18 protein-coding genes are annotated in these 16,476 nt (G+C 50.7%); 9 read left to right on the forward strand and 9 right to left on the reverse strand.

Annotated features, from left to right (window positions below):
- Nucleotides 1-17: 17 nt before the first annotated feature.
- From prs to lolB, 3 genes are all read right to left on the reverse strand, one after another.
- A complete protein-coding gene (prs, locus tag FQZ95_RS13915) occupies nucleotides 18-965 on the reverse strand; it encodes a ribose-phosphate diphosphokinase (RefSeq protein WP_001298109.1) in 948 nt (315 codons plus the stop codon).
- Nucleotides 966-1,115: 150 nt separating this feature from the next.
- On the reverse strand, nucleotides 1,116-1,967 hold the full coding sequence (ispE, locus tag FQZ95_RS13920; RefSeq protein WP_032302911.1) for a 4-(cytidine 5'-diphospho)-2-C-methyl-D-erythritol kinase: 852 nt from the start codon (nucleotides 1,965-1,967) through the stop codon (nucleotides 1,116-1,118).
- Nucleotides 1,967-2,590: a lipoprotein insertase outer membrane protein LolB gene (gene lolB / locus FQZ95_RS13925; RefSeq protein WP_160530312.1), complete on the reverse strand. Its 624-nt coding sequence runs from the start codon at nucleotides 2,588-2,590 to the stop codon at nucleotides 1,967-1,969. The genes ispE and lolB overlap by 1 nt, the downstream gene beginning before the upstream one ends.
- Nucleotides 2,591-2,803: 213 nt before the next feature.
- On the opposite strand from lolB, the gene hemA reads away from it, so the two are divergent.
- Genes hemA through kdsA form a run of 6 tightly spaced genes read left to right on the forward strand, consistent with a single transcriptional unit; the run spans nucleotide 2,804 to nucleotide 8,108 of the window.
- The gene (gene hemA / locus FQZ95_RS13930) at nucleotides 2,804-4,060 is read left to right on the forward strand and encodes a glutamyl-tRNA reductase (protein ID WP_001299679.1); all 1,257 of its coding nucleotides are present in this window, start codon (nucleotides 2,804-2,806) and stop codon (nucleotides 4,058-4,060) included.
- Nucleotides 4,061-4,100: 40 nt separating this feature from the next.
- On the forward strand, nucleotides 4,101-5,183 hold the full coding sequence (gene prfA / locus FQZ95_RS13935; RefSeq protein ID WP_000804726.1) for a peptide chain release factor 1: 1,083 nt from the start codon (nucleotides 4,101-4,103) through the stop codon (nucleotides 5,181-5,183).
- Nucleotides 5,183-6,016 (forward strand): peptide chain release factor N(5)-glutamine methyltransferase, encoded by an 834-nt coding sequence (prmC, locus tag FQZ95_RS13940; protein WP_000456456.1) that lies wholly within the window; start codon nucleotides 5,183-5,185, stop codon nucleotides 6,014-6,016. The genes prfA and prmC overlap by 1 nt, the downstream gene beginning before the upstream one ends.
- Nucleotides 6,013-6,405 (forward strand): invasion regulator SirB2, encoded by a 393-nt coding sequence (sirB2, locus tag FQZ95_RS13945; RefSeq protein WP_000200378.1) that lies wholly within the window; start codon nucleotides 6,013-6,015, stop codon nucleotides 6,403-6,405. The genes prmC and sirB2 overlap by 4 nt, the downstream gene beginning before the upstream one ends.
- Nucleotides 6,406-6,408: 3 nt before the next feature.
- Nucleotides 6,409-7,218, forward strand: a complete 810-nt coding sequence (sirB1, locus tag FQZ95_RS13950; protein ID WP_160530313.1) for an invasion regulator SirB1 — start codon at nucleotides 6,409-6,411, stop codon at nucleotides 7,216-7,218.
- A 35-nt stretch (nucleotides 7,219-7,253) separates the two neighbouring features.
- Entirely contained in the window at nucleotides 7,254-8,108 is an 855-nt protein-coding gene (kdsA, locus tag FQZ95_RS13955; protein ID WP_000811065.1) for a 3-deoxy-8-phosphooctulonate synthase, read from the forward strand.
- A 147-nt stretch (nucleotides 8,109-8,255) separates the two neighbouring features.
- Here the strand turns inward: kdsA and FQZ95_RS13960 are convergent, their stop codons facing one another.
- The 3 genes from FQZ95_RS13960 to chaA form a co-directional block, all read right to left on the reverse strand.
- Nucleotides 8,256-8,363, reverse strand: a complete 108-nt coding sequence (locus FQZ95_RS13960; RefSeq protein ID WP_000170965.1) for a type I toxin-antitoxin system toxin Ldr family protein — start codon at nucleotides 8,361-8,363, stop codon at nucleotides 8,256-8,258.
- Nucleotides 8,364-8,790: 427 nt separating this feature from the next.
- Entirely contained in the window at nucleotides 8,791-8,898 is a 108-nt protein-coding gene (locus FQZ95_RS26175; RefSeq protein ID WP_000170956.1) for a type I toxin-antitoxin system toxin Ldr family protein, read from the reverse strand.
- A 405-nt stretch (nucleotides 8,899-9,303) separates the two neighbouring features.
- Entirely contained in the window at nucleotides 9,304-10,404 is a 1,101-nt protein-coding gene (gene chaA, locus FQZ95_RS13970) for a sodium-potassium/proton antiporter ChaA (RefSeq protein ID WP_001301956.1), read from the reverse strand.
- Nucleotides 10,405-10,673: 269 nt separating this feature from the next.
- Here chaA and chaB point away from each other — a divergent pair, with 269 nt between their 5' ends.
- Together chaB and chaC are read left to right on the forward strand one after the other, a co-directional pair.
- Nucleotides 10,674-10,904, forward strand: a complete 231-nt coding sequence (gene chaB / locus FQZ95_RS13975; RefSeq protein ID WP_001146444.1) for a putative cation transport regulator ChaB — start codon at nucleotides 10,674-10,676, stop codon at nucleotides 10,902-10,904.
- A 157-nt stretch (nucleotides 10,905-11,061) separates the two neighbouring features.
- Nucleotides 11,062-11,757 (forward strand): glutathione-specific gamma-glutamylcyclotransferase, encoded by a 696-nt coding sequence (chaC, locus tag FQZ95_RS13980; protein WP_032184002.1) that lies wholly within the window; start codon nucleotides 11,062-11,064, stop codon nucleotides 11,755-11,757.
- A gap of 43 nt (nucleotides 11,758-11,800) precedes the next feature.
- Here chaC and ychN read toward each other — a convergent pair whose 3' ends face one another.
- Complete coding sequence (gene ychN / locus FQZ95_RS13985) at nucleotides 11,801-12,154, reverse strand: DsrE/F sulfur relay family protein YchN (RefSeq protein WP_001169669.1); 354 nt, start codon at nucleotides 12,152-12,154, stop codon at nucleotides 11,801-11,803.
- A 184-nt stretch (nucleotides 12,155-12,338) separates the two neighbouring features.
- On the opposite strand from ychN, the gene ychO reads away from it, so the two are divergent.
- A complete protein-coding gene (gene ychO / locus FQZ95_RS13990; RefSeq protein WP_160530314.1) occupies nucleotides 12,339-13,733 on the forward strand; it encodes an inverse autotransporter invasin YchO in 1,395 nt (464 codons plus the stop codon).
- Here the strand turns inward: ychO and narL are convergent, their stop codons facing one another.
- On the reverse strand, nucleotides 13,734-14,384 hold the full coding sequence (gene narL / locus FQZ95_RS13995; protein WP_000070491.1) for a two-component system response regulator NarL: 651 nt from the start codon (nucleotides 14,382-14,384) through the stop codon (nucleotides 13,734-13,736). It abuts the gene before it with no gap.
- Nucleotides 14,377-16,173: a nitrate/nitrite two-component system sensor histidine kinase NarX gene (gene narX, locus FQZ95_RS14000; RefSeq protein WP_160530315.1), complete on the reverse strand. Its 1,797-nt coding sequence runs from the start codon at nucleotides 16,171-16,173 to the stop codon at nucleotides 14,377-14,379. Before narX ends, narL begins: the two co-directional genes overlap by 8 nt.
- Between the last annotated feature and the right edge of the window lie 303 nt (nucleotides 16,174-16,476).

Consider the following 16,476-nt stretch of genomic DNA (forward strand, 5'->3'; position numbering starts at 1 on the left):
CTTTGAGCCGGGTTCGATTAGTGTTCGAACATGGCAGAGATCGATTCTTCGTTGCTGATACGACGAATCGCTTCGGCCAGCATACCTGACAGGGTCAGAGTACGCACGTTCGGCAGTGATTTGATTTCATCGCTCAGCGGAATGGTATCGCAGACAACGACTTCATCAATTACAGAGTTACGCAGGTTGTTCGCCGCGTTGCCAGAGAAGATCGGGTGAGTCGCGTACGCAAATACACGTTTAGCACCACGTTCTTTCAGCGCTTCAGCAGCTTTACACAGCGTACCGCCAGTGTCGATCATATCATCGACCAGTACGCAGTCACGACCTGCAACGTCACCGATGATATGCATCACCTGGGAAACGTTCGCACGCGGACGACGTTTGTCGATGATTGCCATATCGGTATCGTTCAGCAGCTTAGCGATAGCGCGGGCACGCACAACGCCGCCGATGTCCGGAGAAACCACAATTGGGTTATCCAGATTCAGCTGCAGCATGTCTTCCAGCAGGATCGGGCTACCAAATACGTTATCAACCGGAACGTCGAAGAAACCCTGAATCTGTTCAGCGTGCAGATCCACTGTCAGCACACGGTCAACACCGACGCTGGAGAGGAAGTCTGCAACCACTTTCGCAGTGATTGGTACACGAGCGGAACGGACGCGACGGTCCTGGCGCGCATAGCCAAAGTAGGGGATAACAGCGGTGATACGACCTGCGGAAGCACGACGCAGGGCATCAACCATAACGACTAATTCCATCAGGTTGTCGTTAGTAGGGGCACAAGTGGACTGGATGATGAAAATATCACCACCGCGTACATTTTCGTTGATTTGTACACTGACTTCGCCGTCGCTAAAGCGACCTACAGCGGCGTCGCCGAGTGAAGTGTACAGGCGGTTGGCAATACGTTGTGCTAGTTCCGGGGTGGCGTTACCAGCAAAAAGCTTCATATCAGGCACGAGAAGAACCTCAGGCATGCGTCCATTGGTGGAAAGAATCTGCCGAAAACTGTGCGGGCCAGGCATGATTCTTTCCAGGCGGTGTATTAAAGAGCGCGATGCAACGTCTGGAACAAGGTGACGTTGTCACCGAAACTCAGCTTGCCCGGCTTAAAGCATGGCTCTGTGCAATGGGGAAAGATTAACGCCTTTCGCCACAAAGCCATTGAGCCATTCCGGGGCTTGCTCTAGCACCTGGCGGGCTTCAGACTCTGTATCAAATTCAGCAAAGACACAGGCCCCTGTCCCAGTCAGGCGCGACGGGGCGTATTCTAACAGCCAGGAAAGCACCGCATCAACCTCGCGAAAACGTTTTCTTGCGATAACCTCGCAATCATTGCTGAATTCACATTTTAGCAACGTTTCTATTGACCTTTTTGGCGTATTGCGCGGGAGTTCAGGATCTTTAAAAATCACCGGAGTCGGAATACTTACACCAGGGTGCGCCACCAAGTACCACTTCTCTGGCGGATCCACCGGCGTTAGTATTTCACCAACGCCTTCGGCAAACGCGGCATGCCCCCGAACAAAGACAGGAACATCTGCGCCCAGCGTCAGCCCCATTTCCGCCAGTTCATCAATGCTTAGCCCGCATTGCCAGAGATGGTTTAATGCCACCAGCACCGTCGCGGCATTGGATGAACCACCACCCAGACCGCCGCCCATCGGCAAACGCTTGTCAATACTGATTTCTGCACCGCTTCCCGTAGGAAGACGCCCGCTGGCGGCTGCTGTTTTCATCAGCAACCGTGCTGCGCGAACGATCAGGTTATCTTCATGTTCCACGCCTTCAACGGGTGTTAACAGACGAATATCCCCATCGTCACGAAGCTCAATGCTGATGGTGTCGCCGTAATCCAGGAACTGAAACAGCGTTTGCAGCGTGTGGTAACCGTCCGCACGCTGACCGGTAATGTATAAAAACAGATTAAGTTTTGCCGGAGAGGGCCACTGTGTCCGCATTATTTCACTATCCAGTTATCCATTTTTAACTTGATGCGCTGACCACCATCGGTGAGTTCCATATTGGCTGGCATCGCAGGTTGCGTTTTGGTGTCATAACCACCGTAAACAACTTTCCAGTTTTTGCCGTTTTGGCTGTAGGTGATTTCGCTGAGGCGATATTGATCGTCCAGTTTGTAGTCGGTTGCATCACCCGGTAAACCTAAAATCCACTGACGCAAACTGTTGAGCGGAATCGGCATTCCGGTCAATTTGCCAATCATCTCTTCAGCGTCATCGGCGGTATAACGCTGACCTTTATTGTCGACTAACTGCACGTCACCCGGTTGAGCATTCAGCTCCAGTTCCGTGCTGCCCAATGGGTTAGTCAGCAGCAGACGGTAGCGCTCCTGGCCAGTTTGCTGCCAGAAGAAACGGGCGTACACTTTTTGTTGGTCAGAAATATAAGCGAACGCGCCGCGAGTTTGATACTGATTAAGATTGCGCACGTCTTGCTGATGCTGACGCCATTGTGGCGAATCCGGGCTTTTGCCAGGACCTTTGGGCGTGGTAACGGAACAGGCAGTGAGCACAAGAGCAGCCAGCGGTAGCAGGCGGATAAGACGAAAATCGGGCAGGGGCATAGTGATGACAAGTCCTTGAGATACGTTGCAGTTATAACCCTTAATGCTAGCGTTACCGCCCGCTATCGTCTATGTTCAAGTTGTCTTAATTGCCAGAATCTAACGGCTTTCGGCAATTACTCCAAAAGGGGGCGCTCTCTTTTATTGATCTTACGCATCCTGTATGATGCAAGCAGACTAACCCTATCAACGTTGGTATTATTTCCCGCAGACATGACCCTTTTAGCACTCGGTATCAACCATAAAACGGCACCTGTATCGCTGCGAGAACGTGTATCGTTTTCGCCGGATAAGCTCGATCAGGCGCTTGACAGCCTGCTTGCGCAGCCGATGGTGCAGGGCGGCGTGGTGCTGTCGACGTGCAATCGCACGGAACTTTATCTTAGCGTTGAAGAGCAGGATAACCTGCAAGAGGCGTTAATCCGCTGGCTTTGCGATTATCACAATCTTAATGAAGAAGACCTGCGTAAAAGCCTCTACTGGCATCAGGATAACGACGCGGTTAGCCATTTAATGCGTGTTGCCAGCGGCCTGGATTCACTGGTTCTGGGGGAGCCGCAGATCCTCGGTCAGGTAAAAAAAGCCTTTGCTGATTCGCAAAAAGGTCATATGAAGGCCAGCGAACTGGAACGCATGTTCCAGAAATCTTTCTCTGTAGCGAAACGCGTTCGCACTGAAACCGATATCGGTGCCAGCGCTGTGTCTGTCGCTTTTGCGGCTTGCACGCTGGCGCGGCAGATCTTTGAATCGCTCTCTACGGTAACAGTATTGCTGGTTGGCGCGGGGGAGACTATCGAGCTGGTGGCGCGTCATCTACGTGAACACAAAGTACAGAAGATGATTATCGCCAACCGTACTCGCGAACGCGCCCAAATTCTGGCAGATGAAGTCGGCGCAGAAGTGATTGCCTTGAGCGATATTGACGAACGTCTGCGCGAAGCCGATATCATCATTAGTTCTACCGCCAGTCCGTTGCCGATTATCGGTAAAGGCATGGTGGAGCGCGCATTAAAAAGCCGTCGCAACCAACCGATGCTGTTGGTAGATATTGCCGTTCCGCGCGATGTTGAGCCGGAAGTTGGCAAACTGGCGAATGCTTACCTTTATAGTGTTGACGATCTGCAAAGCATTATTTCGCATAACCTGGCGCAACGTAAAGCTGCCGCAGTTGAGGCGGAAACTATTGTCGCTCAGGAAACCAGCGAATTTATGGCGTGGCTGCGTGCACAAAGCGCCAGCGAAACCATTCGCGAGTATCGCAGCCAGGCAGAGCAAGTTCGCGATGAGTTAACCGCCAAAGCGTTAGCAGCCCTTGAGCAGGGCGGCGACGCGCAAGCCATTATGCAGGATCTGGCATGGAAACTGACTAACCGCCTGATCCATGCGCCAACGAAATCACTTCAACAGGCTGCCCGTGACGGGGATAACGAACGCCTGAATATTCTGCGCGACAGCCTCGGGCTGGAGTAGCAGTACATCATTTTCTTTTTTACAGGGTGCATTTACGCCTATGAAGCCTTCTATCGTTGCCAAACTGGAAGCCCTGCATGAACGCCATGAAGAAGTTCAGGCGTTGCTGGGTGACGCGCAAACTATCGCCGACCAGGAACGTTTTCGCGCATTATCACGCGAATATGCGCAGTTAAGTGATGTTTCGCGCTGTTTTACCGACTGGCAACAGGTTCAGGAAGATATCGAAACCGCACAGATGATGCTCGACGATCCTGAAATGCGTGAAATGGCGCAGGATGAACTGCGCGAAGCTAAAGAAAAAAGCGAGCAACTGGAACAGCAATTACAGGTTCTCTTGCTGCCAAAAGATCCTGATGACGAACGTAACGCCTTCCTTGAAGTGCGTGCCGGAACTGGTGGTGATGAAGCGGCACTGTTCGCTGGCGATCTGTTCCGAATGTACAGCCGTTATGCCGAAGCCCGCCGCTGGCGTGTAGAAATCATGAGCGCCAGCGAGGGTGAACATGGTGGCTATAAAGAGATCATCGCCAAAATTAGCGGTGATGGTGTATATGGTCGTTTGAAATTCGAATCTGGCGGTCATCGCGTGCAGCGTGTGCCTGCTACGGAATCGCAGGGTCGAATTCATACTTCTGCTTGTACCGTTGCGGTAATGCCAGAACTGCCTGACGCAGAACTGCCGGACATCAACCCAGCAGATTTGCGCATTGATACTTTCCGCTCGTCAGGGGCGGGGGGTCAGCACGTTAACACCACCGATTCGGCAATTCGTATTACTCACTTGCCGACCGGGATTGTTGTTGAATGTCAGGACGAACGTTCACAACATAAAAACAAAGCTAAAGCACTTTCTGTACTTGGTGCTCGCATCCACGCTGCAGAAATGGCAAAACGGCAACAGGCCGAAGCGTCTACCCGTCGTAACCTGCTGGGGAGTGGCGATCGCAGCGATCGTAACCGTACTTACAATTTCCCGCAGGGGCGCGTTACCGATCACCGCATCAACCTGACGCTCTACCGTCTGGATGAAGTGATGGAAGGTAAGCTGGATATGCTAATTGAACCGATTATCCAGGAACATCAGGCCGACCAACTGGCGGCGTTGTCCGAGCAGGAATAATGGAATATCAACACTGGTTACGTGAAGCAATAAGCCAACTTCAGGCGAGCGAAAGCCCGCGGCGTGATGCTGAAATCCTGCTGGAGCATGTTACCGGCAAAGGGCGTACTTTTATTCTCGCCTTTGGTGAAACGCAGCTGACTGACGAACAATGTCAGCAACTTGATGCGCTACTGACGCGTCGTCGCGATGGTGAACCTATTGCTCATTTAACCGGGGTGCGAGAATTCTGGTCGCTGCCGTTATTTGTTTCGCCAGCGACCTTAATTCCGCGCCCGGATACGGAGTGTCTGGTGGAGCAGGCACTGGCGCGGTTGCCTGAACAGCCTTGCCGTATTCTCGATCTCGGGACGGGTACCGGGGCGATTGCGCTGGCGCTGGCTAGCGAGCGCCCGGACTGTGAAATTACCGCTGTAGATCGTATGCCAGATGCTGTCTCTCTGGCACAACGTAATGCCCAGCATCTGGCGATCAAAAATATCCATATTCTGCAAAGCGACTGGTTTAGCGCGCTAGCCGGGCAGCAGTTTGCGATGATTGTCAGTAATCCGCCGTATATTGACGAGCAGGACCCACATCTTCAACAAGGCGATGTCCGCTTTGAGCCGCTCACTGCGCTGGTTGCGGCAGACAGTGGAATGGCAGACATCGTGCATATCATCGAACAGTCGCGTAACGCGCTGGTATCCGGCGGCTTTCTGCTTCTGGAACATGGCTGGCAGCAGGGCGAAGCGGTGCGACAGGCATTTATCCACGCGGGATATCATGACGTCGAAACCTGTCGGGACTATGGTGATAACGAGCGCGTAACGCTCGGCCGCTATTATCAATGACAAGTTTTTCTACACTGCTTAGCGTTCATCTCATTAGCATTGCGCTTTCTGTAGGGCTATTAACCTTACGTTTCTGGCTACGTTATCAGAAGCATCCACAGGCATTTGCTCGTTGGACGCGCATTGTGCCGCCGGTTGTCGATACGGTGTTATTGTTAAGCGGCATTGCGTTGATGGCTAAAGCGCACATCCTGCCATTTTCCGGGCAGGCACAGTGGCTGACTGAAAAGCTGTTTGGAGTTATCATTTATATCGTTTTGGGTTTTATTGCACTCGATTATCGTCGTATGCACAGTCAGCAGGCGCGCATTATTGCCTTCCCGCTGGCGTTGGTGGTGCTGTACATCATCATTAAACTCGCCACCACAAAAGTACCGTTACTGGGGTAAGTCATGAGATCGTTAGCTGATTTCGAATTTAATAAAGCGCCATTGTGCGAAGGCATGATCCTGGCTTGCGAAGCAATCCGCCGCGATTTTCCCTCGCAAGATGTTTATGACGAACTGGAGCGTCTCGTTACTCTGGCGAAGGAAGAAATCAGCCAGCTTCTGCCTTTAGAAGAGCAGCTGGAAAAACTGATCGCGCTGTTTTACGGCGACTGGGGATTTAAAGCCTCACGCGGCGTTTATCGTCTTTCCGATGCATTATGGCTGGACCAGGTGTTAAAGAATCGACAGGGCAGTGCCGTATCATTAGGTGCCGTTTTATTATGGGTCGCGAATCGTCTCGATTTGCTGCTGCTGCCGGTGATTTTCCCTACGCAGCTGATATTGCGCATTGAATGTCCGGATGGCGAAATTTGGCTGATTAATCCTTTTAACGGTGAATCGTTAAGCGAACATATGCTGGACGTATGGTTAAAGGGAAATATCAGCCCGTCGGCGGAACTGTTTTATGAAGACCTTGATGAAACTGATAACATTGAGGTAATCCGCAAATTGCTGGATACACTCAAAGCTTCGTTGATGGAAGAAAATCAGATGGAGCTGGCGCTACGTACCAGCGAAGCATTATTACAATTTAACCCGGAAGATCCCTATGAAATTCGCGATCGCGGGTTGATTTATGCGCAACTGGATTGCGAACACGTTGCGTTGAACGATTTAAGTTATTTCGTTGAACAGTGTCCGGAAGACCCGATCAGCGAAATGATCCGTGCGCAAATAAATAACATCGCGCATAAACATATTGTGCTGCATTAATTAATCGACATTTTACTCAAGATTAAGGCGATCCTATGAAACAAAAAGTGGTTAGCATTGGCGACATCAACGTAGCAAATGATCTGCCGTTCGTGCTGTTTGGCGGTATGAACGTGCTGGAATCTCGCGATCTGGCGATGCGCATTTGCGAGCACTACGTAACCGTGACCCAGAAACTGGGTATCCCTTACGTGTTCAAAGCCTCTTTTGACAAAGCCAACCGCTCCTCCATCCACTCTTATCGTGGACCAGGTCTGGAAGAAGGGATGAAAATCTTCCAGGAGTTGAAGCAGACTTTTGGCGTGAAAATTATCACCGACGTTCACGAACCAAGCCAGGCTCAGCCCGTTGCTGATGTTGTGGATGTGATTCAGTTGCCGGCGTTTCTTGCTCGCCAGACTGACCTGGTTGAAGCCATGGCGAAAACCGGTGCGGTAATTAACGTCAAGAAACCGCAGTTTGTCAGCCCAGGCCAAATGGGTAATATCGTTGATAAATTCAAAGAAGGCGGCAACGAAAAAGTGATTCTTTGCGATCGCGGTGCTAACTTCGGCTATGACAACCTGGTTGTTGATATGCTGGGCTTCAGCATCATGAAGAAAGTGTCTGGTAATTCACCGGTGATTTTCGACGTGACCCACGCACTGCAATGCCGCGATCCGTTTGGCGCAGCTTCCGGCGGTCGTCGTGCTCAGGTGGCTGAGCTGGCACGTGCCGGTATGGCGGTAGGTCTGGCGGGGCTGTTTATTGAAGCGCATCCGGATCCGGAACATGCGAAATGTGATGGTCCATCCGCGCTGCCGCTGGCTAAACTGGAACCGTTCCTCAAGCAGATGAAAGCGATTGATGACCTGGTGAAAGGTTTCGAAGAACTGGATACCAGCAAGTAATCTTTTTTGCCTGAAAACTAAAGCCTTAGCGTTCTGCGTTAAGGCTTTTTTCATGGGGCCGGATACAAAAAAGGCCGCAGGCTGTTACCCCTGCGGCCGGTTTCGGGCGCATATTGCCATCACGGCAGCCTGACGCCCGTTTTTACCTTACTTCCGGTTACGCCACCAGCTGACAATCGCTGCGGTAATAATTCCCGCCAGGATCGGTGCTGCCAGGTCGTGCCAGAAAGTCATGGCAAACTGCGCGAGCGTCATATAGCCGCCTTGTTGTAATGACAACATTTTGCGGCTATTCTTGAAGTGTCTGGTTTCAAGATTAGCCCCCGTTCTGTTGTCAGGTTGTACCTCTCAACGTGCGGGGGTTTTCTCTTTCCAGCAACCAATGCCACCAGGGATAGAGCCCCCGCAACATTGCGCCTCACCGGATAACTCCGGCTTGGTGTGGATACTACGTCTCAATTCATCTTCACTTCATCCCTGAAATGTTTGCAATGAAGAGTGCATTCCGGTTTTTCAACAGCTGTTACAGTCGTTTCATGAGTGCTCTGGATGATGCTTCCAGCTCGGGTTGCCAATATTTACTTGCAGAAGAGATAAAGACAAAAAGGGCCGCAGGCTGTTACCCCTGCGGCCGGTTTCGGGCGCATATTGCCATCACGGCAGCCTGACGCCCGTTTTCACCTTACTTCCGGTTACGCCACCAGCTGACAATCACTGCGGTAATAATCCCCGCCAGGATCGGTGCCGCCAGGTCGTGCCAGAAAATCATGGCAAACTGCGCGAGCGTCATATAGCCGCCTTGTTGTAATGACAACATTTTGCGGCTATTCTTGAATTGTTGATGGTTCAAGATTAGCCCCCGTTCTGTTGTCAGGTTTTACCTCTCAACGTGCGGGGGTTTTCTCTTTCCAGCAACCAATGCCACCAGGGATAAAGCCCCCGCAACATTGCGCCTCACCGGATAACGCCGGCTTGGTGTGGATATTACGTCTCAATTCATCTTCACTTCATCCCTGAAATGTTTGCAATAAAGAGTACATTCCGGCTTTTCAACAGCTGTTGCAGTGGTTTCGTGCAGGTTGTGGTACAGGCTCGCAATTCTGATTAACGACCTGTTCAGGTAGTATGAAGAAATACAATAAGCAGGAATTTATATTATCTCCCCCGATTTCTGTCATCGGAGGAGATATAACTGTCAGGCAAATATCGTCATCAAATAGGCGGCAAACAGTGCCAGATGCGCTGCGCCATTGAGCACGTTAGTACGTCCGGTGGAGAAGGAGATATGGCACAGCACTAAAGAGGCCACCATCACCACCATTTCTGGCGCACCAAGTGCAAACTGCAATTCGTTACCCGTCATAAAGGCAATTAGCGTGACGACAGGTACGGTAAGCGAAATGGTTGCTAACACTGAACCAAAGAACAGATTCATCGCGCGCTGGACCTGGTTGTTCAACACTGCTTTTAACGCACCTAAACCTTCCGGCGACAGAATCAACAGAGCCACCAGGAAGCCAGTAAAGGCGACAGGGGCATTCATGCTGTCGAGCAATGTCTCCAGCGGGCTGGCGTTCATTTTGGTGACTGCAATAACGGCAATCAGATGGATAATCAACCAGATAGCATGCCACAGGCTGCTATGGGCAGACGGTTTACCGTGGTGCGGGTCGTCATCATCACTGTCATCTTCGTGCTCGTAGACAAATAAACTTTGATGCGTTTTGGTCTGGATCAGCAAAAATACACCATACATTGCCGCAGAAATTAATGCTACCAGTAACGCCTGACCGGTTGAAAAATTCGCCGCAGGCAGAGCCATTGGAAATACCAGTACGATTATCGCCAGGGGGAACAGCGCAATTAAATACTGCTTGATACCAAACAGATTCATATATTGGGTGGCAAACTTACGACCGCCCAACAATAATGAAAAGCCAACCAGCCCACCGGTAACAATCATAATGATTGAATAGAGCGTATCACGCATTAGCGTTGGCGCGGCGTCGCCGGTTGCCATTAAAGCTGAAATCAAACTGACTTCAAGAATAACCACTGAAAGGCTAAGAATAAGCGAACCGTAAGGTTCTCCCAGGCGATGGGCTAATACGTCCGCATGACGGACAACACTAAAGGCGCTACTTAAAATACCAATAAGAGCAAGAAGATTGATGGCAATGACCACTGGTAGTGTCTGGCTGCTTCCCCACAGGAACAGCACTACCAGCGCCAGAACCGGGAAAATAAGCGAAGTCTCCTTGTGGCGGGTTTTTACCGCCTCTTGAGCATTTGACATTATGGTTATCCCTTTGCAGATGAATTTATCGAAAATGTAAAAAATAGGTAGGAAAAATAACAGAAAGTGTCTGGATATCGGTAACATTTTACGAAATTTTACCCCGCTGTCGATTTTTTACTCATCGGGCCATAAAAATAAGCAATGCGTTTAGACAATGTTTGTTTTAGCGTTTCTTAAGAAGAGTCTGACATGAAAATTCTTATGTTTGGGCAAGAGTGGATATTGTTGACCACACTTAATGTTCAACTTTGTAAAAGGAGTCAACGATGCCGTATAAAACGAAAAGCGATCTGCCGGAAAGCGTAAAGCACGTGCTTCCGTCTCATGCCCAGGATATCTATAAAGAAGCGTTTAACAGCGCATGGGATCAATATAAAGATAAAGAAGATCGGCGTGATGACGCCAGTCGCGAAGAAACCGCGCATAAAGTGGCCTGGGCTGCTGTGAAGCATGAATATGCCAAAGGGGATGATGATAAATGGCATAAAAAATCGTAAAACCGGTAGCTTAGTTAAAGCTATTCGTGCGGTGTTGCCTTGCAAGTGGTCCGTGGATTGCATATTGTCCCGTTAGTGGTTTCAAAATGAGCAGTAAAAATGTCCGGAAGACACCAAAAAGTTGTCGCAGGGAAGTATGCAGTGGCGGAGGTGTAAGGTGATAACGCGTGATTTCTTGATGAATGCCGATTGTAAAACGGCATTTGGTGCCATTGAAGAATCACTCTTATGGTCAGCAGAGCAACGGGCGGCTTCGCTGGCGGCGACGCTGGCTTGTCGACCTGATGAGGGACCGGTGTGGATCTTCGGTTATGGATCGTTGATGTGGAATCCGGCACTGGAGTTTACCGAGTCGTGCACCGGTACACTGGTTGGATGGCATCGCGCGTTTTGCCTGCGCCTGACCGCCGGGCGCGGGACTGCGCACCAGCCGGGACGGATGCTTGCACTGAAAGAGGGCGGACGCACCACAGGCGTCGCCTATCGACTGCCAGAAGAGACGCTGGAGCAGGAACTAACACTGTTGTGGAAGCGCGAGATGATTACCGGCTGTTATCTGCCAACCTGGTGTCAGCTTGATCTTGATGATGGACGCACAGTAAACGCCATTGTGTTTATTATGGACCCGCGACATCCAGAATATGAATCTGACACTCGCGCTCAGGTCATCGCGCCGTTGATTGCGGCGGCGAGCGGTCCACTGGGAACCAACGCACAATACCTGTTTTCACTGGAACAGGAGCTTATCAAACTGGGAATGCAGGACGATGGGCTGAATGATTTGCTGGTATCGGTAAAAACACTGCTGGCGGAGAATTATCCGGATGGTGTGTTACGGCCGGGATTCGCCTGAGTAAACTTCCCTCATAGTGGGGCGTCAGACGCCCCCTCAAACATTAAAATGTGAGCACTTTATCGGCTGACAGCGTCCATTGCGCCAGTTCCACAAGAGTACCGATTTCCACCCCATCAATCAGAGGAAGTGTACTAATCCCGCGCCCGTCGGTACAGGTTTTGCACAATTTCACCGGTACATTCTGAGCGGTAAGGATCTCCAGCATTTGCTGAATGTTGTAGCCTTCCCCTGGTTTTTGCCCGCGCAACCCGGCTGTGACCGCATCAGACATCAGGAACAGACGCAGATCCAGGTTGCTCTCCTGCTCTCGTAGCGCAATGGCCAGCCGTAAGCTGTTAAACAAGGATTCGCTCCCGTAAGGTGCGCCATTAGCAACGATCACGATTTTTTGCATTATTTACTCCTGTATTCAGGGAATTAGACACTGATCTTCTATCTTACTGCTTCTGCACCGTCTGACCAATCAGTCACATTTTTAAGGATTTTCCGGAAAGCGCGAGAAAATACGACAAAAATTGCCTGTAATCGTTATTCTTTAAGGCTATGGTTGTTCATTTTTACTGGAAGTTACCGACGTTTTGAGCCGTTTCGTTTCTCGCATTACCCCGTTTTATTTACTCTTGCTTATAGCAGGCGGTACAGCTAACGCACAATCTACCTTCGAACAAAAAGCGGCAAATCCCTTTGATAATAACAATGATGGTCTGCCGGATTTAGGCATGGCACCTGAAAATCATGATGGGGAAAAACACTTTGCTGAAATTGTGAAAGATTTCGGCGTAACCAGTATGAATGATAACGGGCTGGATACTGGCGAGCAGGCAAAAGCTTTCGCATTGGGAAAAGTCCGCGACGCGCTTAGTCAACAGGTTAATCAGCACGTAGAGTCCTGGCTATCACCGTGGGGAAATGCCAGTGTTGACGTCAAAGTGGATAACGAAGGACATTTCACCGGCAGTCGTGGAAGCTGGTTTGTGCCGTTACAAGATAATGATCGTTATCTCACCTGGAGCCAGCTTGCTCTTACTCAGCAGGATGATGGGTTGGTGAGCAATGTGGGCGTTGGGCAACGCTGGGCGCGCGGCAACTGGCTGGTGGGTTATAACACTTTTTATGACAACTTGCTGGACGAAAATCTTCAGCGAGCGGGCTTTGGTGCCGAAGCGTGGGGCGAATATTTGCGACTATCGGCAAACTTTTATCAGCCGTTTGCTGCATGGCATGAACAGACAGCCACGCAGGAACAACGGATGGCGCGCGGGTACGACCTGACAGCCCGGATGCGCATGCCGTTCTATCAACACCTCAATACCAGTGTCAGCGTAGAACAGTATTTTGGTGATCGTGTTGATTTGTTTAACTCTGGTACGGGTTATCACAATCCCGTCGCATTGAGTCTGGGATTAAATTACACCCCTGTGCCCTTAGTCACTGTGACGGCCCAGCATAAACAGGGTGAAAGTGGCGAGAATCAAAATAACCTCGGGCTGAATCTTAACTACCGCTTTGGTGTACCGCTCAAAAAACAACTTTCTGCGGGCGAGGTTGCCGAAAGTCAGTCGTTACGTGGTAGTCGCTATGACAATCCGCAGCGAAATAATCTACCGACTCTTGAGTACCGACAGCGAAAAACGTTAACGGTGTTTCTGGCGACACCTCCGTGGGATCTAAAACCTGGCGAAACAGTGCCGCTGAAATTACAAATCCGCAGTCGTTACGGTATTCGGCAACTGATTTGGCAGGGCGATACGCAGATATTAAGTTTGACGCCGGGCGCACAAGCCAATAGCGCGGAGGGCTGGACGCTGATCATGCCTGACTGGCAAAACGGGGAAGGGGCAAGCAATCGCTGGCGATTGTCTGTAGTGGTGGAAGATAACCAGGGGCAGCGTGTCTCCTCCAATGAGATCACGCTAACGCTTGTCGAACCGTTCGACGCATTGTCAAACGACGAACTGCGCTGGGAACCGTAATCAGAAAATGCGCTCCTGATGCACCCATACTGCTGCTTCCACGCGAGACTTGAGCTTCATTTTCTTCAGCATGTGCTTGACGTGCACTTTTACTGTGCTTTCGGTGATGTCCAGGCGGCGGGCAATCATCTTGTTCGGCAAACCCTGGGCAATCAGCTTGAGAATATCGCGCTCGCGTGGAGTTAACTGATTAACATCGCGTTCAGTAGTGGCACGGTTAGCGCGCAAGCTGGCGGCCAGAACAGGCGTTAATGCTTCGCTTAATACCATTTCGCCAGCAGCAGCCTGATGCAATGCTTTCAGCAGATCTTCCGGTTCCATATCTTTTAACAGATAGCCATCCGCGCCGCGTTTCAGTGCGGTGACCACATCTTCTTCATGGTTAGAGACGCTGAATACCACAATGCGCCCGGAGAGGGACTTTTCGCGCAGTTTATCCAGCGTTTCCAGACCGTTCATGCCGGGCATATTGAGATCTAACAAGATCAAATCGGGATCAAGAGACTCCGCCAGTTCAATACCCTGTTCGCCATTACTCGCTTCGCCAACCACGGTGATATCTGGTGCCATACTGATAAGCTGTTTTACGCCAGTTCGCAGCATCGGGTGATCGTCGATCAGCAGGATAGTAGCCGGTTCCTGATTACTCATGGGTATCTCCTTGGACGTCTGTGAAAGTTTTTTCGGGAATAAAGGTGACCACCACTTCGGTGCCACCTGATTCACGACGGCGGACGCGGCAATCGCCTCGTAAACTTTGCGCACGGTCGCGCATTATTATCATGCCGTAGTGATTGCTGCGGATGGCATTTTCAGGCACGCCGCAGCCGTTATCCTGGACGGTCAGTTTGACCTGATTATCGTTTTGCGCCACTGTCACCACGACCTCACTCGCTTGCGAATGTTTGAGGGCGTTACTTAATGCCTCACGGGCAATTTGCAACAGATGGATTGCCTGATGCGAAGGTACCAGACGAGGCGGCAATTGATAATCCAGCTTCACCGGGAAGCCAAATTTGGCGCTGTACTCTTCGCAACTCGCTTCCAGTGCCGGACGTAATCCAGGCTCAGTGAGCTGCAAACGGAATGTGGTGAGCAATTCACGCAACTGCGCCCAGGACGCATTCAGTTCGTTACGGATCTGACTTAACAGTTCGCGGCTGCTTTCTGGCAGCGCATCGCCCTGCATCTGTAAACAACTCACCTGCATCTTCATGCAAGAGAGAGATTGGGCAATAGAATCATGCAGTTCGCGCGCAATGGTGGCACGCTCTTCCATCACAATCAACTGTTGCTGACGTTCCTGATGGCGATCCAACGCCAACGTGGCGGTGAGTTGTTCAACCAGGGTATCCACCAGTTGCTGTTGATCATGGCTAAGATGACGCCCCTGCGGTAGGGTCGCCAGCAAAATACCGTACTGCGTATGAGTGTCAGCCAGTCGCCACTTCAGGGTTGTGCCGCGATCGCCAACGGGGAGTACACCGCGCGGGCAGAGCTGACAGCCTTTATCATCGCAAGTCATATCCGACTGGCAGGTAAATTCCTGGTGATTATCTTCATCGTCAGTGTCATACACCCGCAGTTCGATATCACGTAGCAGGGTTAAATTCTGTAAGCCGTTGAGTACAGGTGACAGGCGTTCACACAGCGGGGCGCGGGAATGCAAACGGCGGTTGGCCTGCCATAAAAAAGAGAGGATCTGATTTTTATGTTCCAGCCCGGCGGTTTTCTCCTGAACCCGCTGCTCAAGTACGGCGTAACTTTCCGCCAGTTCTGCAGACATATTGTTCAACGCAGTTCCAAGCATAGCCATTTCGTTGCGCCCGCTGATGTTCGCGCGTTGGGTAAAATCGCGATGGCTGACGGCACTCGCCATTGCCAACAACTGCCGCCACGGTTGTAGCAGTCGCGCCCGCAACCAGATAATAGTGAACACCAGTAAAAGTGCCATAAATACCGCCATTACCCGATGGACCAGCACCACTGTCTCAATGCGCATTTCCGTGGTGCGGTCAAAACCAGATACCAGTTGATCAAGCCCGGCAACAAACTGGCTGACATCCGCTGACACCGTTTTGCGGTTTTGTGCACGCAGCAGCGCAGGGATCAGTTCATTACGCCAGTAATCTTGTAAACCCTGTAGTTGCGCCAGTTGTCCGTCTCGTTCTGCTGCTCGGGTTAACTCGGCGCTAAATGCCGTTTGTTCCATCTCTTTAATTAAGGGCTTGTCTTTCTCGCTTAATGGCACTGCCGCCAACAGACGGTAACTTTGCATGCGCAGCGATCCCGCTTTGTTGATCGCATGGGCGCTGCCCTGAACGCCTTGTACCAGCCAGCCAGAAACCGCCATCCCCGCCAGTCCAATAGCAGTAGAAAGCAACACAATAAGCGCAACCTGATTAACCAGGGTGAGCGGAGAGAGACAACGTTTAAGCATGTAAACCTCTTCCTTCAGGCTTTAAATGAGCAATAACCTTAATGAATGTGACGATACATTCTGGAATGGCAGTATTCTCGGCTATTGGCTGAGGTATACCCATACCCGGAAAGAGTTACTCCTTATTTGCCGCGTGGTTAGTCGCTTTACATCGGTAAGGGTAGGGATTTTACAGCACCGTGAAAAATCTCATAATTTTTATGAAATCACTGTACTCACTATGGGTAATGATAAATATCAATGATAGATAAAGTTATCTTATCGTTTGATTTACATCAAATTGCCTTTAGCTACAGACACTAA

This window comes from Escherichia sp. HH41S (genome assembly GCF_009820115.1).
In the GTDB taxonomy this organism is placed as follows: Bacteria; Pseudomonadota; Gammaproteobacteria; order Enterobacterales; family Enterobacteriaceae; genus Escherichia; species Escherichia coli_F.